This window comes from Psychrobacillus sp. FSL K6-2836 (assembly GCF_038003085.1).
GTDB lineage: Bacteria > Bacillota > Bacilli > Bacillales_A > Planococcaceae > Psychrobacillus.
In genome coordinates this window covers 194,412-221,186 of sequence record NZ_JBBOOM010000001.1, presented here as the reverse complement: position 1 = coordinate 221,186, position 26,775 = coordinate 194,412, and the positions used below count along the sequence as shown (strand labels likewise).

The 26,775-nt window shown below is 36.4% G+C and carries 22 protein-coding genes; 18 read left to right on the top strand and 4 right to left on the bottom strand.

Annotated elements, in window-relative coordinates; genetic code table 11:
• Positions 1-58 precede the first annotated feature (58 nt).
• From gltB to hisF, 4 genes are all read left to right on the top strand, one after another.
• Positions 59-4,591 carry a glutamate synthase large subunit gene (gltB, locus tag MKY37_RS01145; RefSeq protein ID WP_340772906.1) on the top strand — a complete coding sequence of 1,511 codons (4,533 nt, stop codon included), beginning with the start codon at positions 59-61 and terminating at the stop codon, positions 4,589-4,591.
• Between the two features lie 17 nt (positions 4,592-4,608).
• Entirely contained in the window at positions 4,609-6,093 is a 1,485-nt protein-coding gene (gene gltD, locus MKY37_RS01140; protein WP_340772903.1) for a glutamate synthase small subunit, read from the top strand.
• A gap of 92 nt (positions 6,094-6,185) precedes the next feature.
• On the top strand, positions 6,186-6,797 hold the full coding sequence (gene hisH / locus MKY37_RS01135) for an imidazole glycerol phosphate synthase subunit HisH (RefSeq protein WP_340772899.1): 612 nt from the start codon (positions 6,186-6,188) through the stop codon (positions 6,795-6,797).
• 1 nt (position 6,798) lies between these two features.
• Positions 6,799-7,575 (top strand): imidazole glycerol phosphate synthase subunit HisF, encoded by a 777-nt coding sequence (gene hisF, locus MKY37_RS01130; RefSeq protein ID WP_340772896.1) that lies wholly within the window; start codon positions 6,799-6,801, stop codon positions 7,573-7,575.
• Positions 7,576-7,872: 297 nt separating this feature from the next.
• Here the strand turns inward: hisF and MKY37_RS01125 are convergent, their stop codons facing one another.
• From MKY37_RS01125 to MKY37_RS01110, 4 genes are all read right to left on the bottom strand, one after another.
• Positions 7,873-8,556, bottom strand: coding sequence for an HAD family hydrolase (locus MKY37_RS01125; RefSeq protein WP_340772893.1), 684 nt, complete (start codon positions 8,554-8,556; stop codon positions 7,873-7,875).
• A 92-nt stretch (positions 8,557-8,648) separates the two neighbouring features.
• Positions 8,649-9,281, bottom strand: a complete 633-nt coding sequence (locus MKY37_RS01120; protein WP_340772891.1) for a spore coat protein — start codon at positions 9,279-9,281, stop codon at positions 8,649-8,651.
• A gap of 127 nt (positions 9,282-9,408) precedes the next feature.
• Positions 9,409-9,981 (bottom strand): branched-chain amino acid aminotransferase, encoded by a 573-nt coding sequence (locus MKY37_RS01115; RefSeq protein WP_340772888.1) that lies wholly within the window; start codon positions 9,979-9,981, stop codon positions 9,409-9,411.
• Positions 9,978-10,544, bottom strand: a complete 567-nt coding sequence (locus MKY37_RS01110; protein WP_340772886.1) for a DUF1273 domain-containing protein — start codon at positions 10,542-10,544, stop codon at positions 9,978-9,980. The genes MKY37_RS01115 and MKY37_RS01110 overlap by 4 nt, the downstream gene beginning before the upstream one ends.
• Positions 10,545-10,702: 158 nt before the next feature.
• Between MKY37_RS01110 and ric the strand changes: the two genes are divergently transcribed.
• The 14 genes from ric to MKY37_RS01040 all read left to right on the top strand — a co-directional run bounded on the left by ric (position 10,703) and on the right by MKY37_RS01040 (position 26,764).
• Positions 10,703-11,401, top strand: a complete 699-nt coding sequence (gene ric, locus MKY37_RS01105) for an iron-sulfur cluster repair di-iron protein (RefSeq protein WP_340772884.1) — start codon at positions 10,703-10,705, stop codon at positions 11,399-11,401.
• 109 nt (positions 11,402-11,510) lie between these two features.
• Positions 11,511-12,290, top strand: coding sequence for a molybdate ABC transporter substrate-binding protein (gene modA, locus MKY37_RS01100; RefSeq protein ID WP_340772882.1), 780 nt, complete (start codon positions 11,511-11,513; stop codon positions 12,288-12,290).
• A complete protein-coding gene (gene modB, locus MKY37_RS01095; protein WP_340772879.1) occupies positions 12,271-12,954 on the top strand; it encodes a molybdate ABC transporter permease subunit in 684 nt (227 codons plus the stop codon). The genes modA and modB overlap by 20 nt, the downstream gene beginning before the upstream one ends.
• A 326-nt stretch (positions 12,955-13,280) precedes the next feature.
• Positions 13,281-16,955, top strand: a complete 3,675-nt coding sequence (locus MKY37_RS01090; RefSeq protein ID WP_340772876.1) for a nitrate reductase subunit alpha — start codon at positions 13,281-13,283, stop codon at positions 16,953-16,955.
• Complete coding sequence (narH, locus tag MKY37_RS01085; RefSeq protein WP_340772874.1) at positions 16,945-18,489, top strand: nitrate reductase subunit beta; 1,545 nt, start codon at positions 16,945-16,947, stop codon at positions 18,487-18,489. The genes MKY37_RS01090 and narH overlap by 11 nt, the downstream gene beginning before the upstream one ends.
• Entirely contained in the window at positions 18,482-19,057 is a 576-nt protein-coding gene (gene narJ, locus MKY37_RS01080) for a nitrate reductase molybdenum cofactor assembly chaperone (protein ID WP_340772872.1), read from the top strand. The genes narH and narJ overlap by 8 nt, the downstream gene beginning before the upstream one ends.
• Positions 19,044-19,730 carry a respiratory nitrate reductase subunit gamma gene (gene narI, locus MKY37_RS01075; RefSeq protein WP_340772870.1) on the top strand — a complete coding sequence of 229 codons (687 nt, stop codon included), beginning with the start codon at positions 19,044-19,046 and terminating at the stop codon, positions 19,728-19,730. Before narJ ends, narI begins: the two co-directional genes overlap by 14 nt.
• A gap of 47 nt (positions 19,731-19,777) precedes the next feature.
• Positions 19,778-20,236, top strand: a complete 459-nt coding sequence (locus tag MKY37_RS01070) for a GAF domain-containing protein (protein WP_340772868.1) — start codon at positions 19,778-19,780, stop codon at positions 20,234-20,236.
• On the top strand, positions 20,233-21,288 hold the full coding sequence (locus MKY37_RS01065; RefSeq protein WP_340772867.1) for a sensor histidine kinase: 1,056 nt from the start codon (positions 20,233-20,235) through the stop codon (positions 21,286-21,288). Before MKY37_RS01070 ends, MKY37_RS01065 begins: the two co-directional genes overlap by 4 nt.
• Before the next feature lie 4 nt (positions 21,289-21,292).
• On the top strand, positions 21,293-21,940 hold the full coding sequence (locus tag MKY37_RS01060) for a response regulator transcription factor (protein WP_340772865.1): 648 nt from the start codon (positions 21,293-21,295) through the stop codon (positions 21,938-21,940).
• Between the two features lie 18 nt (positions 21,941-21,958).
• Complete coding sequence (locus MKY37_RS01055; RefSeq protein ID WP_340772863.1) at positions 21,959-22,483, top strand: hemerythrin domain-containing protein; 525 nt, start codon at positions 21,959-21,961, stop codon at positions 22,481-22,483.
• Positions 22,484-23,513: 1,030 nt separating this feature from the next.
• Complete coding sequence (locus tag MKY37_RS01050) at positions 23,514-25,028, top strand: nitrate/nitrite transporter (protein WP_340772861.1); 1,515 nt, start codon at positions 23,514-23,516, stop codon at positions 25,026-25,028.
• 197 nt (positions 25,029-25,225) lie between these two features.
• Positions 25,226-26,245, top strand: coding sequence for a ThiF family adenylyltransferase (locus MKY37_RS01045; RefSeq protein ID WP_340772859.1), 1,020 nt, complete (start codon positions 25,226-25,228; stop codon positions 26,243-26,245).
• 21 nt (positions 26,246-26,266) lie between these two features.
• A complete protein-coding gene (locus tag MKY37_RS01040) occupies positions 26,267-26,764 on the top strand; it encodes a MogA/MoaB family molybdenum cofactor biosynthesis protein (protein WP_340772856.1) in 498 nt (165 codons plus the stop codon).
• The last annotated feature ends 11 nt before the right edge of the window (positions 26,765-26,775 follow it).

The following is a 26,775-nucleotide window of genomic DNA, read 5'->3' as shown; positions in this document are numbered from 1 at the left end:
TATTTTGAAAACATACAATATTCCTAACGAACTTTTTAGTTTAAAAGGAGGTATAAACATGACATTTCACCAATTACCACAAGCACAAGGTATGTATGACCCGTCTTTTGAACATGACGCGTGTGGGATAGGTTTATACGCACATATAAAAGGTAATGCAACACATGATATTGTAAAAAAAGGACTTGAGATGTTATGTCGATTAGAGCATCGTGCTGGCAGAGGCGGCGATGGCAAAACAGGTGACGGAGCTGGATTGATGGTTCAAATACCTGATATATTTTTTCGGGTTGTATGTAATGAATGGGATTTACCCGAAAAAGGCAAATACGGAGTCGGTATGTTGTTTTTTACAAACGACTCTAATGAACGTAAACTAATTGAACAAAAAATAAACGATTTGATAGTTGCCGAAGGGCAAGCGCTTATAGGCTGGAGAACAGTACCAATCGATGCAAGTGGATTAAGTGAAAAAGCGAAGGAAACGGCACCCTTTATTCGCCAAGTTTTTATAAAAGCAAATAATGAAATGGAATCATTAGCTTTTGAACGCAAATTATATATTATTCGGAAACAAGCAGAGCATTGGGCTGAAAGTCAAAGTCTTAAATTCTATTGTCCGAGTCTTTCCAGTCAAACGATTGTTTATAAAGGATTATTAACTCCAGAAGAAGTCGATTTGTTTTATGTCGATTTACAGGACGAATTATTCACTTCTGCATTTTCACTTGTACATTCCCGTTATAGTACCAATACTTTTCCGAGTTGGGAGCGAGCACATCCCAACCGTTATATTGTTCACAATGGTGAAATCAACACATTACGTGGCAATATCAACTGGATGAAGGCCAGAGAAAAACAATTTGTTTCAAAAGCTTTTGGAGATGACTTAACGAAGCTACTGCCAATAATCGATACAAATGGTAGTGATTCCTCTATGCTCGACAATGCATTTGAATTATTTGTTTTAGCTGGCAGAACGCCTGCCCATACCGCTATGATGCTTATTCCAGAGCCCTGGACAGAGAATCCGCATATATCGGAAGAAAAGAAAGCTTTCTATGCATATCATAGCAGTTTGATGGAGCCATGGGATGGTCCTACGGCTATTTCTTTTACAAACGGCAAACAGATTGGTGCTATTTTAGATCGAAATGGGTTGCGTCCTGCACGTTATCTAGTTACGAAAGATGACTATATTGTTTTCTCGTCCGAAGTTGGAGTAGTGGACATAGACGAAGAGAATATTTTATATAAAGAACGTCTAAGCCCTGGAAGAATGCTGTTAGTTGATTTGGAAAAAGGAAGAATAATTTCTGATGAAGAAATAAAAACAGAAATGGCAAAAGCACAGCCTTATCAACAATGGTTAACAGAAAATATGTATAAGCTTCCCGTTATGGAAGAAAAAGCAGAAGAGCTTGTTGATTTATTATTCCGTCAAAAAGTATTTGGTTATACATTTGAAGATGTGCATAAGTATATGATTCCGATAGCAGTGGATGGGAAAGATCCGATTGGGTCAATGGGGAATGATACGCCGTTAGCGGTCTTATCTGATCGGCCGCAGTCATTGTTCAATTATTTTAAACAGCTTTTTGCACAAGTTACAAATCCACCTATTGATTCGATAAGGGAACATATTGTAACTTCTACGATGACACTGCTTGGTTCAGAAGGAGATTTGCTACATCCTAATGCCTCTAACGCAAAACGGATTTTCTTAGACACACCTATCTTAACAAATGGCCAACTAGCACATTTAAAAGAGAATACTATAAAATATTTTACACCTGCAGTCCTTCAATTAAATATGTCTGAAGATTTAAAATTGGATTTAGAAATTCTATCTGAAAAAGTAGACGTTCTGATCGAACAAGGAACTTCACTATTTATACTTTCGGATAGACATATTTCAGAACAACAGCAAACAATTCCGGTATTACTAGCAGCAAGTCATGTTCACCAGCATTTACTGCGTAATGGAAATCGCACAAAAGTAAGTATTATTGTGGAATCTGGTGAAGCCAGAGAGGTTCATCAATTTGCTGCGCTTATTGGATTTGGTGTAGATGCTATCAATCCTTATCTTGCCTATGCAACGATTGGAGAAGCAATACAAGATGGTCATATAACTAGTACTTATTCAGAGGCAGTTGCAAAATATAGTAAAGGTATTGCGGATGGTGTAGTAAAAGTAATGTCCAAAATGGGGATTTCCACTGTTCAAAGTTACCGTGGCGCTCAAATTTTTGAAGCTGTTGGTATTAGTAAAGATGTAATTGAGCGTTATTTTACTGGTACAGTTTCACAACTTAGTGGAATCGATTTAGCTACAATTGCGAGGGAAGCTATTAATAGGCATGAACAAGCAGTTGTTGCATCAGGTAATTCATTAGAATCAGGTAGTGATTTCCAGTGGAGAAGTACGGGAGAACATCATGCATTTAATCCTAAAACGATCCATACGCTGCAATGGGCAACTAGAAGAGGCGATTATGGTTTATATAGACAATATGCAGAAATGGCAAACGAAGAACGCATTGGATTTTTAAGGAATCTACTAACGTTCGATAAAAAAGTTAAAAGTATTCCGCTTGAGGAAGTAGAATCCGTTGAGAAAATAGTTAAACGCTTTAAAACTGGTGCAATGTCATATGGTTCGCTAAGTCAAGAAGCACATGAAACACTAGCGATTGCGATGAATCGCATAGGTGGTAAAAGTAATAGTGGAGAAGGTGGCGAACATCCGAGTCGTTATGAACTAGATGCTAATGGTGATAACAGAAGAAGTGCTATTAAACAGATTGCATCTGGTAGATTTGGAGTAAAAAGTCATTATCTCGTTCAAGCAAATGAATTACAGATCAAAATGGCACAAGGTGCAAAACCAGGAGAAGGCGGGCAATTACCAGGCAACAAAGTATATCCTTGGGTTGCAGATGTACGTGGGTCTACAACTGGAGTAGGCTTAATCTCTCCACCGCCGCATCATGATATCTATTCCATTGAGGATATGGCTCAACTGATTCATGATTTAAAAAATGCCAATAGAGCAGCTAGAATTAGTGTTAAACTTGTTGCAAAAACAGGAGTAGGCACAATTGCAGCTGGTGTAGCTAAAGGCGCAGCTGATGTAATTGTAATTAGTGGATATGATGGTGGAACTGGGGCATCACCTAAAACGAGCATTAAACATACTGGTCTTCCTTGGGAGCTAGGACTTGCTGAAGCACATCAAACATTAATGTTAAATGGTTTACGTGAGAGGGTAGTATTAGAAACTGACGGGAAATTAATGACAGGTAAAGATGTTGTAATGGCAGCTCTACTAGGAGCAGAAGAATATGGATTTGCAACTGCACCACTAATTGTAATGGGATGTATTATGATGCGAGCTTGTCACCTAGATACTTGTCCAGTTGGAATTGCCACACAAAATCCAGACCTCCGTGATAAATTTACGGGAACTGCAGATTACGTAGTTAACTTCATGAAATTCGTAGCAGAAGAAGTAAGAGAATACATGGCATTATTAGGCTTTAGAACAGTCGAAGAAATGGTTGGTCGTACAGATGTGTTAGAGGTTAGTGAGCGAGCTAAAGCTCATTGGAAAGCAAAACAGCTAAATCTAGATGCCCTATTATATCAACCAGAAGGAACGAGAACATGGAGAACTCAGCAGGATCATAAAATTGATGATTCATTTGATATGAAAGTGTTACTGCCTAAGTTGAAAAAGGTGATTGATAGTCAGTCAAAAGCTGAAATGTACTTTCCAATATCCAACAGAGATCGTGTTGTAGGAACAATAATTGGAAGTGAAATCTCTAAACAATATGGTGCAAGAGGATTAACTGATGATTCTATAGTTTTAAGATTTACAGGCGCAGCTGGTCAAAGCTTTGGTGCATTTATACCAAAAGGGATGACGATGTATATTACAGGCGATGTAAATGACTATTTTGGAAAAGGATTATCTGGTGGGAAACTAATTGTAACAGCTCCTATTCAAGGTAAAGCGGAACAAAATGTTATTGCTGGGAATGTTGCTCTCTATGGAGCAACGAGCGGAACTGCATTTATAAATGGACGTGCTGGGGAGCGCTTTGCAGTTCGAAATAGTGGAGTAGATGTTGTTGTTGAAGGTATTGGTGACCACGGCTGTGAATACATGACAGGTGGCCGTGCTGTCATTTTAGGGGATGTAGGGAAAAATTTCGGGGCAGGAATGTCTGGCGGAATTGCGTATGTACTTGTAGATGACGTGAGCGGTTTTAAAGAAAAATGTAATACAGAAATGATTGGGTTTGAACAGATTCAAACTGCAGATGAACTACATGCTGTACGCCAATTAATAATGGATCATTATTATTATACGAAGAGTACAAAAGCAATGAATTTATTGGATAACTGGGATGAAGCATCTGGTCGATTTGTGAAAGTTGTACCGAATGATTATAAAATAATGTTGGAAAAAATCCAGTCGTTTAAATTACAGGGGCTAACAGATGATGCTGCTGCAATGCAGGCATTTCTGGGAACTTCAATCGTGAAGGATAAAAAAACAGAAGAACTAGCAAAAAAATAAGGAGAGGGGAGATACTCATGGGAAAACCTACAGGATTTATGGAATATACACGTGAAAAAGGTAAAGAGGTGGCCCCTCTCAAACGTATAAGCAATTGGAAAGAATATTCTTCCAAGCTAACGGATAAATCTTTACAAAAACAAGGGGCAAGATGTATGGACTGCGGAACTCCATTTTGCCATATGGGAATAGAAGTTAGGGGTGCTACTTCAGGCTGCCCTATAAATAACCTTATCCCAGAATGGAATGATCTTGTCTACAAAGGGAAATGGGAGGAAGCGCTAGAAAGATTGCTTATGACTAATAATTTTCCCGAGTTTACAGGTAGAGTTTGTCCTGCACCATGTGAAGGTTCGTGTACACTGGCTATTTCAGATCCAGCAGTTTCTATTAAAAATATTGAGCGGACTATTATCGATAAAGGCTTTGAAAACGGCTGGATAGTTCCACGAATTCCATTATCAAGAACTGGTAAGAAAATAGCTATTATTGGCTCTGGTCCTGCTGGACTTGCAAGTGCTGATGACCTTAATCAGGCAGGTCATTCCGTGACCGTTTTTGAGCGTTCAGATCGAGCAGGTGGTCTTCTAATGTATGGAATACCAAATATGAAACTAGAAAAAGATATTGTTGAACGTCGAATTCATTTACTCCAGCAGGAGGGTATTGAATTTATCCTGAATACTGAGGTTGGAGTGGATATTTCAGCGGAGCATTTAAAGGAACAATACGACGCTGTCATTTTATGTATAGGAGCGCAAAAACAACGAGTTCTTCATATGGAAGGCAGTGAATCTAAAGGGATACATCTTGCGATGGATTATCTAACTACAACTACAAAAAGTTTGTTAGATTCCAATTTCAAGGATGATCAGTTTATTAATACTAAAGGAAAAGATGTAATTGTCATTGGAGGTGGGGATACAGGTGCTGATTGTGTAGCAACCGCAGTTCGCCAAAAATGTCGAAGTGTTGTCCAATTTGGTAAGCATCCACAGCTTCCAGTAACTCGAGCAGACGATAATCAATGGCCGACTGACCCAACTATTTTTAAACTAGAATATGCTTATGAAGAAGCAGATGCAAAGTATGGAAAAGATCCAAGAGAATATTTAATCCAAACGAAGAAAATTATCTCAGATGACGATGGAAATGTAAAAGAACTGCATACGATCCAAATGGAAAAAATTCTTGGAGAAGATGGGTTTTACTTTTTTAAAGAAGTTCCAGGAACAGAGAAAGTATGGCCAGCTCAATTTGTATTTATAGCTATTGGTTTTGAAGGACCAGAAACAACTTTAGCAGATCAATTTGGTGTTCGGGTTACGAATAAAAAAATTGCTGCATCTTCAAAAGATTACTTAACAAACGTTGAGGGAGTCTTTACAGCTGGTGATGCTAGAAGAGGTCAAAGTTTAATCGTATGGGCTATTAAAGAAGGGCAAGAAGTAGCAAAACGTGTAAATGAATATGTAAGTAATAAACCGGTCATAGTCTCATGACCGGTTTTACTATGCTAGTGTACTAAAGTTTTTGTTTTATTTTTCTTCAATAGATGTCATAATAGTTACATAATGAATTTGGAGGCAATGACATGATTGGAATTATTGATTATGGAGCTGGAAATTTACATAGTGTATTAAAAGCGATTAAACAGTTAGGGTATAACACGAAACTCATTACGTGTGCAAGTGATCATACCGATGAGATTACTAAGCTAATCCTACCAGGGGTTGGAAACGCAAAAGTTGCTATGGATGTTTTGGATAGCACCGGTCTAAGTGATTATTTAAAAGCGAGAGTTTCAGAAGGGACGCCACTATTGGGTATTTGCCTTGGTATGCAGCTTTTATTGGAAACGAGCGAGGAAGGGAATGTGCCTTGTCTAGGGTTACTAAAAGGGTCAGTACCTGAATTTACCGATGAATCGGAGAAAATACCACATATGGGCTGGAACCAAGTGAAGGATGTTCAAAATCATTTTCTATTTAAAAATATTCCAGATGAAACGGATTTTTATTTTGTTCATTCCTTTTTTGCAAAACCTGAGAATCAGGAAGATATTTTAGGTGAAACAAATTATGGTTTAAATTTTGCATCGGTTATTGGTAATTTACAAGTAATGGGCGTACAATTTCACCCAGAAAAAAGTGGTAAGTACGGGGTTCAGCTTTTAGATAATTACTGTAAACAAGGAGATAAATAATATGCTAAGAAAACGAATTGTTCCAGCTATTGATGTATTAAATGATCAAGCAGTTAAATACGTTCAATTTAGAAATCCTACTATTATAGGTGATCCTGCCGAGCTTGGTAAAAAATATACAGAAGATGGTGCAGATGAGTTAATCTATCTTGACACTACGGCATCCTTGAAAAACCAAGATTTAAAACTAGAATGGATTCAACGAGTTGCTGAACAAGTAAATATTCCATTTTCTGTAATCGGTGGCGTACGGACAGTAGAGGACTTCAAAAATTTACTTAGAGCAGGAGCGGACAAGGTTGGAGTCAACTCGGCAGCTGTTCTACGTCCACAATTACTCAAAGAAGCAGCGGATATTTACGGTAAGCAATGCGTCGTTTTAGGTTTAGATGCCATGCCAATTTATAATGACAACGAAGAAATTATTAGATGGGAAGTTTACACACATTCTGGTCATGAGAAAACGGGACTGGATGTTGTTGAATGGGCACAGCAAGCCGCTGACCTAGGTGCCGGAGAAATAATTTGTACAAGTATCCACAAAGACGGCATGAAAAACGGTTATGATGTAGCGCTGATCAAGCTGTTATCTGAAAAAGTAAATATCCCAATAATCGCTTCGGGTGGAGCAGGAAAAATCGAACATATAGAAGAAGTCTTCACAGAGGGGAAAGCCGATGCAGCTCTTGTCGCATCAATGATTCACTACGGAGATTATACAATAGGAGAGATTAAATCTTACTTGCAAACTAAAAATGTAAATGTACGCCTTACTTAACCGAGTGACCTAGTCTTTTAGTGGCTAGGTCACTTTTTCTGATCGGTTGGCAATTAAGTAGAAAGTGTGCGATAGTCTAAAACTGTTAAACCGGTAGAATGTTTGTAAAAATCGGTAGAATATAAGTGTGAATCGCCAGAATATGTGAAAGAATCACTAGAATGTGTGAAAGAATCGCTAGAATCCGCGGAAGAATCGGTTGAATACAAGGAATAATTGATCAATCTTGAAATGCAATTGATCAATACTCATTAATAAACGATCAATGAGTCAAGGAGATTCCAATGATACCGTAGCCTAGTCCATAATCTCCCAGCCACGCTCTCTAGCTAGTTTTCGAAGCTTTTCCTCAGGTCTAACTGCAACAGGATTTCCCACTAACTTTAAAACGGGCAAGTCTGAAAAACTATCTCCGTATGCATAACTATTCTCCCAGTCAATCTGATGCCCATTCAAAGCTTCTTGAACCTTCAACGTTTTTTGTTCACCATTTACATGGGTAAGTACATTCTTGGTAAAGACTTTATCGTCCTTATAACATATATCCGTTCCAATTATATGATTAAACACAATTCCATCTGTCACACGCTCTAAAAATTGTGTATAAGCACCAGATACAAGTAAAACATGAATGTTATCATGCTGATGAAGCTTCAGTCTTTCTATCACTTTTTTGTTAAAATCTTGTTGCATTGTTGCTTTAATCTCCTCAAAGTATAAGTCCATTTCATGTTTTGTACGACCTTCAAATGCTTCTAAATATAATTGCATGGATCTTTTTTTCATTTTGCTAGCAGGATATATTTTAAGCTTGTTTGCTATGTACGGTGGGACAATTGCACGATAAAAGCGTTTATATGAGGATTGATAGATTGGATGTTCTTTTAGGTGTTTCATTAGTAATGTAAATGTTTCTTCTGCATAGATAGTTCCATCAAAATCAAAAATTGCTACTCGCATAAATTCCACCCATTTCTTCATTAATAACTAATATAGCTATTATACGTTATTAACAGAGAGAAACAATTGAATAAAAAATATCTCGCCCAAATGAATGGGACGAGATATAAAATTTAACTCATCATTTTTCCTTGAGCAGGAGCAAAGGAATTTAACAAAGCTTGCATACTTTGCTGATCCAGCTGTGGAACTTGATAATAATGATGTTTGTTTTGATAAATGGCAAGTTCATAAGCCATTTCGATACAGTTTGGAATTGAGTCGGCTAGCACTCGGCGAACAACGGGATTCGTTGTTTCTAATGCAGCGGAGGTTTTAATAGTAGCGGAGGCTTTTGCAGCGCCAAGAAGATATCCTGAAATGATTTCATCCGAAAGTTCATTGGCAGATTGGATCGGTTTTTTAGGTTGTGAAGGTTTAATGCCATATATAAAATCATTTCCAGTTTGCATTTTGTAGCTGGTAGTAGCGTGGGATGGATCTGTACCAGTTTTAAAGGATTCTACAGTAATATTATATTCATCTAACGCAAAAGCATATTGACGATCCAAAATATTTAGCAATTCTTGGTCTTTCACATGTGGACGGAGTAGCGTTTTTAAATTTAAACCAGATACTACTGTCGATAGAACTTCATGCACGTCAAAAAGTTCATGTCCACCATGATTCATATTTTGTGGGATATTACCTGTTTGCATATTTTGATGCGTTTGCCCTTGTCCTTGACCGAATGGGTTTTGTGTCATTCCAATTTTTCCTCCTTGTAGAAAATGTGATGAAACATCCTTTGTAGTTTGAGCAAAAGAATATAAAATATGCAAGCTATAAAAATAAAAACAATCCCAACTTATTTATATTGGGATTGTTTGTCGTTTATTTAATAGTCGAAACTAATTTAAAGATTAATGAGTATAATAATTGATAAACTTCTTCAATAGTAAAGGAATCATCGAAACCTTTTAAATAATTTATAGGTAAATTAATTTCCCATAAACCTTCATTACCAGCAAACATCATACTATATTGCATTTTCTCTGAGTTGTAGTGGTCATCTAAAAACGCTCTAATTTCTGATGAATATTTTTTTTGGATAAATAGACCGAACATTGCAGTGTAAACTTCAAATACTTCATCGTATTCAACTGCAATTGCATCAACGCTAACAACGTCCAAAACCTTAGTTTCTAAAAAAACATATTCTTGAATATTGTCTTTAAAATAGGAAACAGGTGTTTGTAAAAAAACTGTAGATTCTTTAGATATTAACTCATCCGTTTCTTTGATGTATCTTTCGATAATTGCATCGCTAAATAAGTTTTGTTCCATAACATTTAATCCTTCAGGTAGTAATTGATTTCTTTCTGCAAAATCTTTTTCCTCCATAGTTAACGCTATTTCATTGTTTGTTGCTTCTTCGATTTTTTTTGAGAGTTTGTTTGTAATCATAGAAATTGATTCCTTCCTTCTTCAGCTATTTCTTCTGCCACTACTTGGAGGTCATATGCATTAATGACGATTAATCGATAATCATTTTTTTCGGCATATTGCTCGGCTAATTTTTTGATGAACTTCGGTGAGCCTTCATTTTCCTCGTCGTATACGATTAACATTCCATCCGAATTACGAACAACGAATTTATTTCTCTCTATAAACTGCCAGGGTGCTTCATACGGCTTTTTAGTGACACTTGTATGGTAATCAGCTTGCATTAATAGTCGCTCATACTTTTCTTTCTTTTGCTCATTCCAATTTTTTTCTTGCTCTAAAAATGGAGTAATAATGGCATACTTCACATGTGGATACTCATCCTTAAGCTCTAAAATTAGTTCGGCAGTCCAAGTTTCTACACCTTGCCCGCCGCCTAATATTACCCACTCTAATCCTTCATCCAATAAAACACGTAGTTGAGTTTCTATTGCTTTTTTGATGATAGGAATTCCTTCATGGGATTCATTAAATATTCCTAATTCATGCGCCTTATAACCTGTTATTAAGAGTCTTTTAATCATTATATCACCCTACTTATCATAGCATGTTATTTGCCCTTATAAAATCATATCTCAAACGATAGAGAAATTTTTTGTAGGAAGAGGGAACTCCCTAATACTTATTTTTCTTTAACAATTTACAATTACCTTGTAGCCAACTAAGAAGGGAATGAAGTAACATGACTCAGTTATCCATAGAAACAAATGTTTCAGAAATTGTAAAAGAAGTACCACAAACCGGTGATTTGTTTAGAAAGCTTCGAATAGATTTTTGTTGCGGAGGGAAAGTACCTCTTAGAACTGCGGCGATAGATCAACAGTTAGATCCAAATGTGGTTCTGGAAAAAGTGAAAGTTATCCAATCGAAACAAACAGAATATCAGCAATTATTACCAACTTCTTTAGATGAGAAAGAGTTGATCGAGCATATACAAACAAAGCATCATGCTTATTTATGTGAAGAATTACCTGCTTTAACACCGTATATAACTAAAGTATCAAAAGTTCATGGAGAAAATCATCCTTATCTAATCAGAGTTAAAGAGATTTTCACCGTTTTAAAACGAGAATTAATCGATCATACGGATGACGAGGATAATGTTGTATTTCCATTAATAAATCAATTTATAGCAAACCCAACAGAAGAACATGCCAAACATCTAAAACCACATGTACTAGAATTAGAAGAGGAACATGAAAATGCAGGTAATCTACTGAAAGAACTGCGAGAAATTACAGATAATTTTACACCTCCAGAAAGTGCTTGCGGTACATTTAGATTGGTATATAAACGACTAGAACAACTTGAAAAAGACACGTTTGAACATATTCATCTAGAGAATAATATATTATTTGAAAATGTAAGGAAAGCAATCTAATAGAAAGGTCGCTATTTAGTCGAAATTACTTTGACAAACATAGCGACTATTTTTATTTAGATGTTTAGAAGCTATAATGATAGATAAGTAGGTAAGTTGGGAGGATATTATGAACAAATTTAGTAAAATAATCATCATGTGCTTATTAATCATTTCAGTTCTTGTAGCCTGCTCTAATACAAATGGAGAAGATTCAAAAACTGAATTAGTAATTTCTACCGCTTCTAGCCTAAAGGAAGCGATGGTGGATATACAGCATACATATGAAAAAGAAAACCCGCATATTAAACTACGATTTAACTTTGGAGGTTCTGGTTCTTTACAACAACAAATTTCACAGGGGGCTCCAGCAGATCTTTTTTTCTCTGCGGCTGAGGATAAGCTTCATTTGTTAGTGGAAGAGGGATTAATAGATGAAAAAAATGTTACTGATTTGTTAGGAAATGAGTTAGTATTGATCGTTCCGAATAGTACAGAAACTTATATTAGTACCTTTCAAGACCTCGACAGACAAGAAGTGAAGAAAATTTCAATTGGAATCCCCGAAACAGTACCTGCAGGGAAATATGCAAAAGAGACTTTGCAAAATTTGGGAATATGGAATGATATAGAACATAAAGTAGTGTTTGCTAAAGATGTTAGACAAGTACTATCATACGTGGAGACAGGGAATGTAGCAGCTGGAATCGTCTATCAAACAGATGTAATTTCCTCTGAAAAGGTAAAGATTATTACTTCAGTGGAGGAGCAAATACATTCCTCGATTATATACCCGCTTGGAATCATTAAAGACACCAAACACTATGAAGAAGCAAAAGATTTTTATGATTATCTTCAGAGTGAGAAAGGGTTAAAGGTTTTGGAAGATTATGGATTTATTATTAACTAATATTTCAATAACAGACTTTTTTAATCCTATTTGGTTATCCTTGAAAATTACGATTATCGCCAGCGTTATCGTAATTATTTCAGGAATATTAATAGGCAGGCTTTTAGCAAGAAATTCGTTCAAGGGTAAATCGATTTTGGAAACGGTGCTATTGCTACCAATGGTGCTTTCCCCTACTGTTGTCGGATTTTTGTTAATTGTCATATTTGGTCGAAATAGTATTTTTGGACAAGGGATCGAATGGTTGTTTAACCAACCAGTAATCTTTACATGGTGGGCGGCAGTCATTGCTTCAGTTGTAGTAGCTTTTCCCTTAATGTATCAATCGGCGAAGTCAGGATTTCAAGCAATCGATACAACAATAGAAGAAGCCGCGAGAGTGGATGGGGCAGGTGAATGGAATATTTTGTATTATTTATCGATCCCACTTGCTTCTAAATCGATTATATCTGGTGCTATTTTAAGTTTTGCGCGGGCGCTCGGTGAATTTGGAGCCACATTAATGTTCGCAGGGAATATCCCTGGTCAAACACAAACCCTTCCAACAGCAATTTATACTGCAATCGATTCAGGGAATATGGAACTTGCTTGGCTCTGGGTTATTTCTATTATATTTATTTCATTTATCATGTTGATGATTATTCAGCGAAAAGAGAATATTTGAATTTTAGACTTAAGCAAATTTGCTTAAGTCTTTTTTTGAAAGAAAAATACTGCTTGATAGCCCATATGTTTATGAATATTGCTCATAACCATATGGGATAAAAACTAGATTGAAAGCCCATTAGTTTTCAGAAATAGACCATAACTAAGCTCTCGTTTTCTCTATTAACCCCTTAAAATTTAGTTCTCTAGGGAAATCCCAGTAGTGATTAGGACTTTCCCTAATGTCGATTAATGTCACAGTCTTTCATAATAATAGTATAAGAATGAACAAGTAATTGATTCCCGTCATGCTAGTCATTCGAATAGGAAGGGTGATCGATACTAATGAAACGTAAATTTGGATTGAAGTATTTTAAGCCTACAGAAAAATATTCAGGAAGCTGGTCGATTCTTGAGCAAAAAAACCGAGACTGGGAAAATATGTACCGTGAACGTTGGTCTCATGACAAAGTAGTTCGTACAACACACGGAGTTAACTGTACTGGATCATGTAGTTGGAAAGTATTTGTGAAAAATGGAATTATAACATGGGAAAATCAGCAAATTGATTACCCATCCTGCGGCCCAGATATGCCGGAATTTGAACCAAGGGGATGCCCTCGTGGAGCGTCATTTTCATGGTATGAATATAGCCCTTTAAGAGTGAAGTATCCTTATATGCGAGGAAGACTATGGAGACTATGGAAATCAGCTTTACATGAACATCAAAATCCAGTGGATGCATGGGCAAGTATCGTAGAAGATCCAGAAAAATCATTTACGTACAAACGTGCTAGAGGTAAAGGTGGACATGTTCGAGTTTCCTGGCAGGATGCAATGGAATTGATATGTGCACAGCTAATTTATACAATTCGTACGTATGGTCCGGATAGAATAGCTGGATTTACACCGATCCCGGCAATGTCAATGATTAGCTATGCCGCCGGTTCGAGATTCATCAGCTTACTTGGCGGGGAAATGCTAAGTTTCTATGATTGGTATGCTGATTTACCACCTGCTTCTCCGCAAATTTGGGGGGAGCAAACGGATGTACCGGAATCATCTGATTGGTATAATTCAGGTTATTTAATAATGTGGGGTTCAAATGTACCGCTAACTCGTACACCGGATGCCCATTTCATGACAGAAGTTCGTTATAAAGGAACGAAAGTTGTTTCGGTTGCTCCTGACCATGCGGAAAATGTGAAATTTGCAGATAACTGGCTGGCTCCACATCCTGGAACGGATGCAGCTGTTGCTCAGGCAATGACACATGTTATTTTAGATGAGTTTTATGTTCAACGAAAAGAAGAAATGTTCATTAACTATGCAAAACAATATACAGATATGCCATTTTTAATCTTACTGGATGAACACGAAGGAATCCACAAAGCTGGACGCTTCTTACGTGCAAGTGATTTTGGAGATACTACGGAGAATTCTGAGTGGAAACCAGTAATTATTGATGAAATTACAGCTAAAATAATCGTTCCAAATGGAACAATGGGTCAACGCTGGGAAGAAGATAAAAACTGGAATTTGATATTAGAAAATGAAGACGGTACTAAAATTGACCCTGCTATGAGTGTTGAAAACTATGAAGCAAGTCAAACAGAAATAGTTTTCCCATTCTTTGATAATGTTGCAAATGGAACATTTAATAGACATATTCCAGCTAAACAAGTGACGTTGGCAGATGGAAGTACTCGTCTAGCAGTTACTGTGTATGATTTAATGTTAAGTCAGTATGGTATTAATCGTGGAGAAAGTGAATATAACGCAAATGGATATGATGATGCGGAATCATTCTATACACCTGCTTGGCAGGAAAAAGTAACTGGTGTTAAATCCTCAGTAGTCGTACAAGTAGCTAGAGAATTTGCACAAAATGCTATTGATACAGAAGGTAGATCAATGATTATTATGGGAGCTGGTATTAACCATTGGTTTAATAGTGATACAATCTATCGTTCTATTTTAAACTTAGTTATTTTGACAGCATCCCAAGGTGTTAACGGAGGTGGATGGGCCCATTATGTTGGACAAGAAAAAGTTCGTCCAATTGAAGGCTGGAGCACAATTGCGTTTGCCAAAGATTGGCAGGCACAACCACGTCTTCAAAATGCAACTTCCTTCTTCTATTTCGCTACCGATCAATGGAAATATGAAGAAATGGGCAATGATTCACTAAAATCTCCACTTGCCGGAGAGCTGAAGTACCAACATCCTGCAGATTATAATGTGTTAGCTGCACGTCTTGGTTGGTTACCATCCTATCCACAATTCAATAAAAATAGTTTACTTTTCGCAGAAGAAGCAGCTGCTAAAGGACAAACAACAAATGAAGAAATTATTAAAACGGCATATGATCAAGTTGTTTCAGGTGAAGTAAAAGCTGCAATCGAAGATCCAGATTCACCAGAAAACTTCCCGAAATCACTTTTTGTATGGCGATCAAATTTAATTTCAAGTTCTGCTAAAGGCCAAGAATATTTTATGAAGCATTTACTAGGTGCAAGTGATGGATTATTAGCGACTCCAAATGAAGATGAAAAACCAGAAGAAATCAAGTGGAGAGATGATGTAGAGGGTAAATTAGACCTTTTAGTGTCAATCGATTTTAGAATGACAACTACTCCATTATATTCAGATATTGTATTACCAGCTGCAACTTGGTATGAAAAAACGGATATTTCATCTACCGATATGCATCCATTTGTTCATCCGTTCAATCCAGCTGTAGATCCATTATGGGAATCGCGTTCAGATTGGGATGTATATCGTTCTTTAGCCGAAACTTTTTCAAAAATGGCAGAAGTGAATTTACCTGGAGTCTATAAAGATGTAGTTACATCTCCACTAGCTCATGATTCGAAAAGTGAAATTTCTCAACCAATGGGATTAGTGAAGGATTGGAAAAAAGGAGAGGTTGAACCGATCATTGGTAAAACAATGCCAAACTTTACAGTCGTGGAAAGAGATTATACAAAAGTTTATGACAAGTATATTTCTCTAGGACCTTTAACTGCAAAAGGAAAGATCGGAGCACATGGTGTAAGCTTCTCCGTATCCGAAGAATATGAAGATATGAAAAAAATAAATGGAGCACACTTTGACGACACGATAAAAAATGGACTTCCAATGATTCACTCAGCAAGACAGGCAGTAAATGCTGTACTTCACTTATCATCAGCAACAAATGGTAAAGTTTCGCAAAAAGCGTTTGAATCTGCAGAAAAAGATACAGGTGTGCAGCTGAAGGATATTTCTGCAGACCGTGCAGCAGAAAAAATTACGTTCCAAAATATAACCGTTCAACCAAGGGAAGTAATTCCAACACCAGTGTTTAGTGGTTCGAACAAATTAGGCCGAAGATATTCACCATTTACAACAAATATCGAACGACTTGTTCCATTTAGAACATTAACCGGTCGTCAACATTTTTATATAGATCATGAGATATTTTTACAATACGGAGAATCGTTGCCAGTTTACAAACCAACATTGCCACCTATGGTATTTGGTACAAAGGATAAACCTATTGTTGGTGGGAAAGATGCATTAGTTCTACGTTATTTAACGCCACATGGAAAATGGAATATCCATAGTACTTATCAGGATAATTTGCATATGCTCACATTATTTAGAGGTGGGCCAGTAGTTTGGATTAATAATGATGATGCAGCGGAGCATGACATTGAGGATAACGCATGGTTAGAAGTTTATAACCGAAATGGTGTAGTAACAGCTAGAGCGGTTGTTAGTCATCGTATGCCAAAAGGAACTATGTTCATGTACCATGCACAGGATAAGCATATCAACGTTCCTGGTTCTGAAATAACAGAGGAACGTGGTGGAAGTCATAATGCACCTACAAAAATTCATGTTAAACCAACGCAAATGGTCGGAGGTTACGCACAATTGAGCTATGGATTTAACTATTATGGTCCAATAGGAAACCAAAGAGATGGGTACGTAGCTGTTCGTAAGATGAAGGAGGTAAATTGGCTTGAAGATTAAAGCGCAAATAGCAATGGTGATGAACTTAGACAAATGTATTGGGTGCCATACCTGTAGTGTAACATGTAAAAGTACTTGGACAAATCGTGAGGGTGCCGAATACATGTGGTTTAACAACGTAGAAACTAAACCAGGTATTGGATATCCGAAACGCTGGGAAGACCAAGAAGTATACAAAGGTGGATGGCAAATGCGAAATGGAAAGTTGGAACTGAAATCTGGTTCCAAGCTTTCTAAAATAGCATTAGGGAAGATCTTCTATAATCCCGACATGCCGGAGATGAAAGATTACTATGAACCATGGACTTATGACTATGAAAAACTGACTAATTCACCAGAAGTGAAACATTCACCAGTTGCTCGTCCAAAATCAGTAGTTACTGGAGAATATATGGATTTAGAATGGGGACCAAACTGGGAGGATGATTTGGCAGGAGCACATATTACCGGACCAACTGATCCGAATATCCAAAAAATTGAGGAAGAAATTAAATTCAATTTTGAACAATCATTTATGATGTACCTACCAAGACTCTGTGAACACTGTTTAAATCCAAGTTGTGTGGCATCTTGTCCATCTGGAGCAATGTATAAGCGTGAAGAAGATGGTATCGTTCTAGTTGACCAAGAAGCATGTCGTGGATGGCGCTATTGTATGACTGGATGTCCGTACAAAAAAGTATATTTCAACTGGAAAACAAATAAAGCAGAGAAATGTACATTCTGTTATCCACGTATTGAATCTGGACTTCCGACTGTTTGTTCCGAAACATGCACAGGTCGTATTCGTTATTTAGGCGTACTTTTATATGATGCAGATCGTGTACTGGAAGTAGCTTCAACTCCAGATGAAAAAGATTTGTACAAAGCACAGTGTGGAATATTCTTAAATCCAAATGATCCAGAAGTCATTGAGCAAGCGAGAAAAGATGGAATAGCAGAAGAATGGATTGAAGGAGCACAAAATTCACCAGTATATAAACTAGCAATAGAATATCAGTTGGCATTCCCATTGCATCCAGAATATAGAACATTACCAATGGTATGGTATGTTCCACCTTTAAGTCCAATTATGAACTATTTCGAAGGGAAGGATTCTATCAAAAATCCTGATATGATTTTCCCAGCAATTGAAGAGATGCGTACGCCAATTCAATATTTAGCGAATATGCTAACTGCAGGAGATGCTCCAGCAGTTAAAGGTGCTCTTCAACGAATGGCAATGATGCGTTCTTATATGCGTGCTATGTCTTCTGGTAAAGAGTTTGATGAAAGTCGTTTGGAACGTGTGGGATTAACAGCTCATCAAACACAGCAAATGTATAGATTATTAGCAATAGCTAAATATGAAGATCGTTTTGTTGTTCCTACATCTCATCGAGAAGGATATATGGATCCTTACCGTGCACAGGGCTCAATGGGCTACGATATGGGTTGTGACGGATGTGGACCAGCATCTCCAAATCCAACACCAACTAAAACTGGTAAGGAAATTTATGAAGAGAATTTCTACGGGGGTATTTGGCGTGATTGATTTAGAAAAGCTATATAAACATAAACCGGCTTTCGGCTTTTTTGCGCAGCAGTTAACTTATCCAGAAAAACTAACCTTTCATCCAACTGCAATAGAAGAGTCATTTTCAACTGAGGACCCTGCTTACGAGTTAGTGAAAGGATACTGGGATGAAATTCATACGTATAGTTTAGATGATATACAGGAACTATATGTACAAACATTTGATTTTCAAAAAAGTGCAACCTTATATATGACTTATTTTAAATTTGAGGATGCAAAAGAAAGAGGTCAAATGCTTGCAAAGTTAAAAGTGATGTATGAAATGTTTGGTTTAGATATGCCAGCAGAGGAGCTTTCTGATTATCTTCCACTTATCTGTGAATTTTTATACGCAGCAGAATGGTTAGGTGATCCAAGAGCAAAAGATAGCTTTAATATACTATTCGCTGTACTTGAAGATGGGACATATCATTTGATTGAAGCATTGGAAAAATTTAATAGCCCATATCTCCGACTTGTAAGAGGTTTACGTGAGACCTTTAAAGCATGTATAGAAAGGGAGGCTGTAAATCATGAACATGATTGATCAGTTTTTATGGGTTATATTTCCTTATATTTGTATAGCAGTTTTTATTGTTGGTCATGTTTTTCGATACAGAACAGATCAGTTTAGCTGGACGGCAAAATCAAGTGAATTTATAGAGAAAAAACAATTAATGATCGGAAGCTTACTTTTCCACATTGGTATAATTCCAGTTATCATGGGTCATATCTCTGGATTAGCTATTCCAAAATCCTGGCTTCAAGCAGTTGGTGTAAATGATCATCTTTACCATATTGGAGCGATATACATTGGCGGATTCTTTGGATTTGTAACATTAGCAGGGATGATTATTTTAACTTCTCGCCGATTTACAAAGTCCACTGTTCGAAAATTGAGCAGTACTTCAGATTTAATAGTAAATGTGATATTATTATTTATCGTATTTATGGGAATGTATGCAACACTTGTTACAAATGCGGTTCAACCTGATTTTGACTATAGAACCTCCATTTCAGTATGGTTTAGAAACTTATTTATCCTACAGCCAGATGCATCCTATATGTTAAATGTTCCTATGTCATTTAAAATCCATGTAGTAACAGGATTTTTAATATTTGCACTATGGCCATTTACTAGATTAGTTCACGTATGGAGTGTACCATTAAATTACGTAGGTAGAAGTTACATCCTATATAGAAAGAATCGTTCAGAATAAAAAAAAGGAGACCTCGGTCTTCTTTTTTATCCATAAGGGGTATTTATATGAATAATGATATTGATTTTCAAAAAGTAATAACTGCGATTAAAGAGAAATACGAAGTCGATTTAGTGACATTAGCATTTATCCAACCCGCACAATTCGAGTATGCGCTTACATGGCAGTACGCGATCGGAAATATAAACAATCGATTGAAAAGAATTGTTCTACAATCTGGTAAAGGTATTGCAGGTCAAGTTTTTAAGTCTGGAAAACCTATGATTGTCCGAAATGTTTTTACTGAATATCCCGCAAATGATTTATTTAATTATCCAATAATTGTTTCGGAAAAGATTAAAAGCTTTTGTGCTCTGCCACTTTATAAAAAAAATAAAGTTCAAGGAGTAATACTATTGGGGTATAGAGAAGAGAATAAAATGACAGATGAGTTATTTGAAAAAATACTCTATAATATTCATATAGATTTTCCAAAATATTACGGTAGGGAGATGGCTAAGAGTTGACAAATAATATGCATTCAAATTTAGTTGATAGCTTAATAGGAATGTACGAAAACAGTTCTGAAGCCTTCTTCTTTTTTAACAAAGAAAATAAATTATTACATTTAAACCCTATTGCGAAAGAAATTTTGGATATAGATGCGATAAATGCAATGCTAGAAGGTCAGGAAAGATCGATGTGTCAAACTTGTAAAGGCTATACGAATACAACAGACTTAGTTTCCTGTGAAAATTGCTATTTCACCAATCCAGAACAAGATTTTAGTTCCTTTCAAGTATATTTAGATACAAAAGATAAAGGGGTTCTTCCCTATGTAGCAAGTTTTCATACTATTGATAGTGAAAAAGGAACAAAAGTTCTGATCTTGAGAAATTTAACAAAGTTACTTGAAACAAGAGAATTATTATTTAAAAATACAACGATTAAACAAATAATTAAAGCACAAGAAGACGAACGCAAAAGAATTTCAAGAGAACTTCATGATAGTGTAGCACAGGAAATATTAAGTTCATTAGTAGATTTAAGACTTATGAAATATTTGAAAAGTCCTGAGGAAGTCTCCCAGAAAGTTCAGCATATGGAAGCATCTTTAACAAGACTGCTAGATGAAATAAGGAATATGTCTGTAGAATTACGGCCTTCGTCATTAGATGATCTAGGAATTGAAGCAGCACTTAGATCACATTTTAAATGGATTGAAAAAAACTATGGATTAGTTGTCCATTATACTTCTGAAATCAGAGGGAAACGTTTTCTTAACGAAATGGAAACGGTTGTCTATCGAATATGCCAGGAATCAATTTTAAATGCACTAAAATATGCCGATGTAGACGAGGTCATGGTCGAACTGTATGAGAAAGATGATAATTTAATCTTAAAAATAGTTGATGACGGTATTGGCTTTGATACTTCACAAAGAGTGTTTAAGGGTACTGGTCTAGGATTGTTTGGTATGAAGGAAAGAGCTGAACTAGTAGGTGGTAAATTGTCTATAATGTCATCTATGGGTAAAGGGACTGAAATTCTACTATACATCCCACTAAAGGAGCGCTAATCGAATGAAAATTGTTATTGCAGATGACCATGCAGTTGTGAGAAGTGGATTTTCAATGATACTAAACTATCAAGAGGATATGGAAGTTGTTGCAACTGCGGCCGACGGAATAGAAGCACATTTGATGGTCGCAAAACATCAACCAGACATTCTTCTTCTCGACTTAAGTATGCCACCTGGAGAGAGTGGGTTAATAGCGACTGGGAAAATTAGTGAAGACTTTCCGGATACAAAAATTCTTATACTAACAATGTATGACGATCAGGAGTATATGTTCCATGTATTGAAAAATGGTGCTTCCGGATACATATTAAAGAATGCACCTGATGAGGAACTTTTGAGCGCCATACGTATGGTTTATAAAGGCGGAACCTATATACATCCCAAAATGGCAACTTCTCTCGTAAAGGAATTCATAAAGAAAGATCAAAATATTATAGACGACGATCCATTTAGAGTTCTTTCCAAAAGAGAAATAGAGATTCTGCCGTTAGTTGCAAAAGGGTATGGCAATAAAGACATTGCAGCAAAACTATTTATATCTGTAAAAACCGTAGAAGCACATAAAGCAAAAATAATGGAAAAATTAGATTTAAAAAGTCGTCCAGAGTTAGTAGAGTATGCATTGAAAAAGAAATTATTAGAATTTTAAAAAGTGAGGTCTTTAATAATGGTTAATGCTAATTTCCAAAGTCCAGTTCCTGCTATGAGAATATTAGAAAACGAACACCAATATTTAATGCATTTGATGAATGAATGGCATGCGATCGTTTTAAACTTTGAAAATGATGTCTATGAGGAAAAAGGGGCACATGAAGAGTTTTCGAGATTGCGAAAGTTATTAATCGATTTCTTAGAGCCTCTTAAAAATCATACTGATAAAGAAGAAAAGTTCTTTTTCCCGTTATTAGGGCATTATATTGGAACAGAACAAGGTCCAATAGTAACTATCGAAGCAGAGCATGAGGAAATAGATGCATATATCGGACATTTTTTACATCATACTAGGGCAGATATGGATAAATTGAGTCTAGATGATATGAAGCATATAGCAAAGGATGCAGGTGAAGCTTTCGAAGTGCTAATGGTTCATTTTGTAAAAGAAGAATCGGTTCTGTTTCCTATGACGGATAGAGTAATGAAAGCAGTCGACCAGGATAAGTTATTAGAACAACTGAATACGTTAATTATCTAAAATAACCTACTTATATTATAGGTTATTTTTTTTTATGCTCTAGGAAATTTTTAAAATTATATTGTGTGTATACCTTCCCAAACAATAGGAATCCACTTTTTATTAATAAACTCAATATAGATATACTTCGCCGTAAAGATCTCTAGAGGGTGACCGCTGGGATTTTCGCTGCAGTCGTACGCTTTCCGCCGGGTGAGCGATGAGCCATCCCCGCCGCTTTGGCGTACGTTGGGATGTCTCATTTGCCCACTCATCCGGCAGGAGTCGACGCCTGCAGCGAAAATCCAAAGAAATTGCTTGCTTATTTAGTATCGACTTGCTAAGAACAAAATCTTATACAGTTTTTCGACTGTGTGAATCTAGCAAATGGCTTAGGGTCATAAATCGTTCATTGAGAGCTATCAATTCGACAAGAAAGTAACTAGATTCCTGGTAAAAGCAACCGATTATTTAAATAGTATGTTTATTACTTGATGTGAAACGACTTTGATTTCGAACCTATACCGGGAACAATATGTCTTAAAGCTATGAACTCGCTAGCTAGCATCTGCTAGACCCTTTTGTAGCGTTCGGATGTACTTTATTACATTCGTAGGTTAATATTTAATTTCGATAAGGATAAGTAAGTATTTTTTCATTGATTTTCGCTGCAGGCGGCGACTCCAGTGGGATCAAGTGAGTAAGATGAGACTTCACAACGTACGTGCAAGCGGCGGTGAAGGCTCATCACTCACCCCACGGAAAGCGTCCGTCCTGCGGCGAAAATCTTAGCGGACACTTCATTCAACACACTACGACGCAGTATCCCTATAATGCACTTTAGGAGGCTTTGGAAATCAAGATACATTTACTGACCGTTAATTATTTTTTTCTTAATATTGTAGTCGAAAAACTACATGGAAATAATCTTAGGGAATCCCCCTAGCTATAAAGGGGAGTCCCCTATTAGAAACTATTTAAAATTTAGTTAAACTAATAGTAGGGAATCAATACGTGAATCATTCAATACCAAAAAGAAAAGGTGATATGAATGATAAAGAAAGTCCAATTGCCGTTACAGACAATGAACTTAGTATTAGGATTTATGATCTGGGTAATTATTTCTTCTTTACTTCCATTTATTAAAGAAGATATTGATATACCTGCAGACAAAATAGCTATTTTAACTGCTATACCTGTAGTATTAGGTTCAATATTGCGAATTCCACTCGGCTATTATGCCAATGTAATAGGTGCAAGACTTGTATTTCTTATTAGTTTTGTGTTATTAATGTTCCCCGTATTTTATATCAGTGAAGCTTCTAGTTATATAGATCTAATGATTGGGGGACTGTTTTTAGGAGTTGGGGGAGCGGTTTTTTCTGTAGGTGTTACATCATTACCAAAATATTATCCTAAAGAAAAGCATGGGTTTGTAAATGGTATATACGGAGCTGGTAATATTGGTACTGCGATTTCAACATTTGCAGCTCCAATGATTGCAACTCAAATTGGTTGGTCTTTAACGATAAAATTATATTTAGTTTTACTATTGGTGTTTATCGTTATTAATATCTTTTTAGGGGATAAACACGAAGTAAAAGTAAAAACACCTATTATTGAACAGATTAAAGGTGTTTGGAAAAATGATAAACTATGGTTTTTCTCATTATTCTATTTCATTACATTTGGCTCGTTTGTAGCGTTTACTGTTTATCTACCAAACTTTCTAGTTAGTAACTTCGAATTAGATAAAGTCGATGCAGGGTTAAGAACAGCTGGGTTTATAGCTGTTGCAACAATTTTCAGACCAGTTGGTGGTTGGTTAGGGGATAAATTTCAGCCGCTATTCCTTTTGATGGGTGTATTTTCGATCTATACAATAGCTGCAATATTATTAGCTTTCTCCCCATCCATAATGCTCTACACAATTGGATGTATAGTTATTGGTATAAGTGCAGGGATAGGAAATGGTGTAATATTTAAATTAGTTCCATTCTATTTCAATAAACAAGCAGGTATTGCTAATGGTATTGTTTCAATGATGGGTGGTTTAGGAGGCTTTTTCCCACCCCTATTATTAGCATCTATTTTCTCTATAACTGGACAGTATTCAATTGGATTTATGTTACTATCTTCTGTTTCCTTGGCAAGTTTGGTTTTAGTTGTATTCATGTACTATCAAGATAGATTAAAATTAGCACAGGAAGTATTTAAATCAACAGGGCAAGGAATTATGGTAACAAATACAGCAGGTACAATAGTTACAGTTAACCCATCGTTCACACAATTGACAGGATTTAGCGAGGATGAAGCTATAGGGAAAACTCCTAGAATCTTAAAATCTAATCGTCAGGAAAAAGCATTTTACGATGAGATGTGGGAAAGTATTCAAAAAAATGGAATGTGGCAGGGCGAGATTTGGAATACAAAAAAAAATGGGGAAGTATTTTTGGAATGGTTAAATATTAGTGCAGTTAAAGATGAAACAGGTGAAGATGTTAGATATGTTGGAACCTTTACTGATATAACTGAACACCGGACCAACGAAGGCAACCAATCGTAAAGATAGGGGGCCTTCCCCTATTTTAGAAGATAAGAAAGTATATGCTTTTTTCTCAGTATCTATCTAGCTCCTGCGCCTAGCCCCTCGAGTCGCTTCAGGATTTTAGAAAAGGCAAAGAACGCCTTTGCGTAAAATCCTTCCATCGCTAGTCGGGGCTTACATAGGCGCATGCGCTTTTCTTAAAAGGATGTGTTTAAATGGATTCGCGTTATTCAAGACAACTATTATTTAAAAAAATAGGAGCAACAGGTCAGAATCATTTAGGAGCTGCTGCTGTAGCAATTATTGGCTGTGGAGCACTTGGTTCAGCAATTTCTGAAACATTGGTAAGGGCAGGTGTTGGAACTATACATATAGCCGATCGGGATTATGTGGAGTTATCTAATATTCAAAGACAACAACTATTTACAGAGGAAGATGCAGAGGAAATGCTTCCAAAAGTAGTTGCAGCTGAGAAAAGATTAAAATCGATAAACTCTAGTGTCGTTTTGCATACTTATTTACAAAATGTAGATCATTTGCTAATAGAATACTTTGCAACTAGAGTGGATGTAATAATAGATGCAACCGATAACTTTGAAACAAGATTATTAATCAATGATGCAGCATATAAGCATAATATTCCCTGGATCTATGGTGCATGTGTTGGTAGCTCAGGAGTGGTTTTTCCCTTTATACCAAAACAAACGGCCTGTTTCAGATGCTTACTTCCAGTTTTACCCACTGTAAATGAAACATGTGATACTGTTGGAATAATATCTCCTGCAGTACAAATTACAGCAGCAACACAGTCTTCAGAAGTTCTAAAACTTTTAACAGGAAACCTTAAAGCTGTTCGTACTAAGGTTCATCATTTTGACTGTTGGAATAATACGTTTTTAGATATTGGTATTTCGAAGGTGAAAAATGAAACATGTGAAACATGTAGTGAACATGCGACTTTTCCTTCACTAGAAAGAGATCAACAATCACAATATGCCGTGTTATGTGGAAGAGATGCGGTGCAAGTTTTACCAAGTCCGGGTAGGAAAGTTACGTTACAAGACGCAGAAAAAATAGCGAAAAATATAAAAGCTTTCAAAAAAAGAACTCCTTACTTTGTAGAATTCCAGCGAGAACAATATAGAATGGTATTATTCGGAGATGGAAGATTACTAATACATGGTATTAAAGATGTAAACCTAGGTAGAAGACTATACACAGAAATTTTTGGATAAAATGATGGGAGACTGGAACGATTGTCAACTCAATTTGCATTAAATCGCACAATACACGCTGTAATTTTAACAGTAAGCGATACTAGAACAGAAGAAACAGATAAAGGCGGATTATTAATTTCTCAATTATTGGAGCAGGCATCTGTACATGTAGTGGAGAAGTTAATATGTAAGGATGAAATAAATGAAATTCAAGCTATACTCAAAGCCTGGACAAAAAAAGACAATATAGATGTCATTATTACAACTGGTGGGACAGGCATCGCGATAAGGGATTGTACAATTGAAGCGATACAACCTAGCTTTACTAAAGAGATTAGTGGTTTTGGAGAATTATTTCGGTTTCTAAGTTTTACAGAGGATGTAGGAACTAAAGCAATGCTTAGTCGTTCGGTTGCCGGAGTGGTAAATGATAAAGCTGTATTTGTTCTACCGGGTTCGGTCGGAGCTATCAAGTTAGCGATGAACAAGCTGATTCTCCCAGAACTTGAACATATCGTATTCGAATTAACGAAATAAAAACGAGAAAC

What these genes read in the sequence shown, in the direction of transcription:
- MKY37_RS01125 (WP_340772893.1), bottom strand. Translation starts at nt 8,556, where the DNA reads ATGAAGAAATGGGTGGAATTTATGCGAGTAGCAATTTTTGATTTTGAT.
- MKY37_RS01120 (WP_340772891.1), bottom strand. Translation starts at nt 9,281, where the DNA reads ATGACACAAAACCCATTCGGTCAAGGACAAGGGCAAACGCATCAAAAT.
- MKY37_RS01090 (WP_340772876.1), top strand. Translation starts at nt 13,281, where the DNA reads ATGAAACGTAAATTTGGATTGAAGTATTTTAAGCCTACAGAAAAATAT.
- modB (WP_340772879.1), top strand. Translation starts at nt 12,271, where the DNA reads ATGGATTTATTATTAACTAATATTTCAATAACAGACTTTTTTAATCCT.
- hisF (WP_340772896.1), top strand. Translation starts at nt 6,799, where the DNA reads ATGCTAAGAAAACGAATTGTTCCAGCTATTGATGTATTAAATGATCAA.
- narI (WP_340772870.1), top strand. Translation starts at nt 19,044, where the DNA reads ATGAACATGATTGATCAGTTTTTATGGGTTATATTTCCTTATATTTGT.
- MKY37_RS01060 (WP_340772865.1), top strand. Translation starts at nt 21,293, where the DNA reads ATGAAAATTGTTATTGCAGATGACCATGCAGTTGTGAGAAGTGGATTT.
- MKY37_RS01110 (WP_340772886.1), bottom strand. Translation starts at nt 10,544, where the DNA reads ATGATTAAAAGACTCTTAATAACAGGTTATAAGGCGCATGAATTAGGA.
- gltB (WP_340772906.1), top strand. Translation starts at nt 59, where the DNA reads ATGACATTTCACCAATTACCACAAGCACAAGGTATGTATGACCCGTCT.
- MKY37_RS01050 (WP_340772861.1), top strand. Translation starts at nt 23,514, where the DNA reads ATGATAAAGAAAGTCCAATTGCCGTTACAGACAATGAACTTAGTATTA.
- MKY37_RS01045 (WP_340772859.1), top strand. Translation starts at nt 25,226, where the DNA reads ATGGATTCGCGTTATTCAAGACAACTATTATTTAAAAAAATAGGAGCA.
- MKY37_RS01115 (WP_340772888.1), bottom strand. Translation starts at nt 9,981, where the DNA reads ATGATTACAAACAAACTCTCAAAAAAAATCGAAGAAGCAACAAACAAT.
- MKY37_RS01070 (WP_340772868.1), top strand. Translation starts at nt 19,778, where the DNA reads ATGAATAATGATATTGATTTTCAAAAAGTAATAACTGCGATTAAAGAG.
- ric (WP_340772884.1), top strand. Translation starts at nt 10,703, where the DNA reads ATGACTCAGTTATCCATAGAAACAAATGTTTCAGAAATTGTAAAAGAA.
- gltD (WP_340772903.1), top strand. Translation starts at nt 4,609, where the DNA reads ATGGGAAAACCTACAGGATTTATGGAATATACACGTGAAAAAGGTAAA.
- hisH (WP_340772899.1), top strand. Translation starts at nt 6,186, where the DNA reads ATGATTGGAATTATTGATTATGGAGCTGGAAATTTACATAGTGTATTA.
- modA (WP_340772882.1), top strand. Translation starts at nt 11,511, where the DNA reads ATGAACAAATTTAGTAAAATAATCATCATGTGCTTATTAATCATTTCA.
- MKY37_RS01055 (WP_340772863.1), top strand. Translation starts at nt 21,959, where the DNA reads ATGGTTAATGCTAATTTCCAAAGTCCAGTTCCTGCTATGAGAATATTA.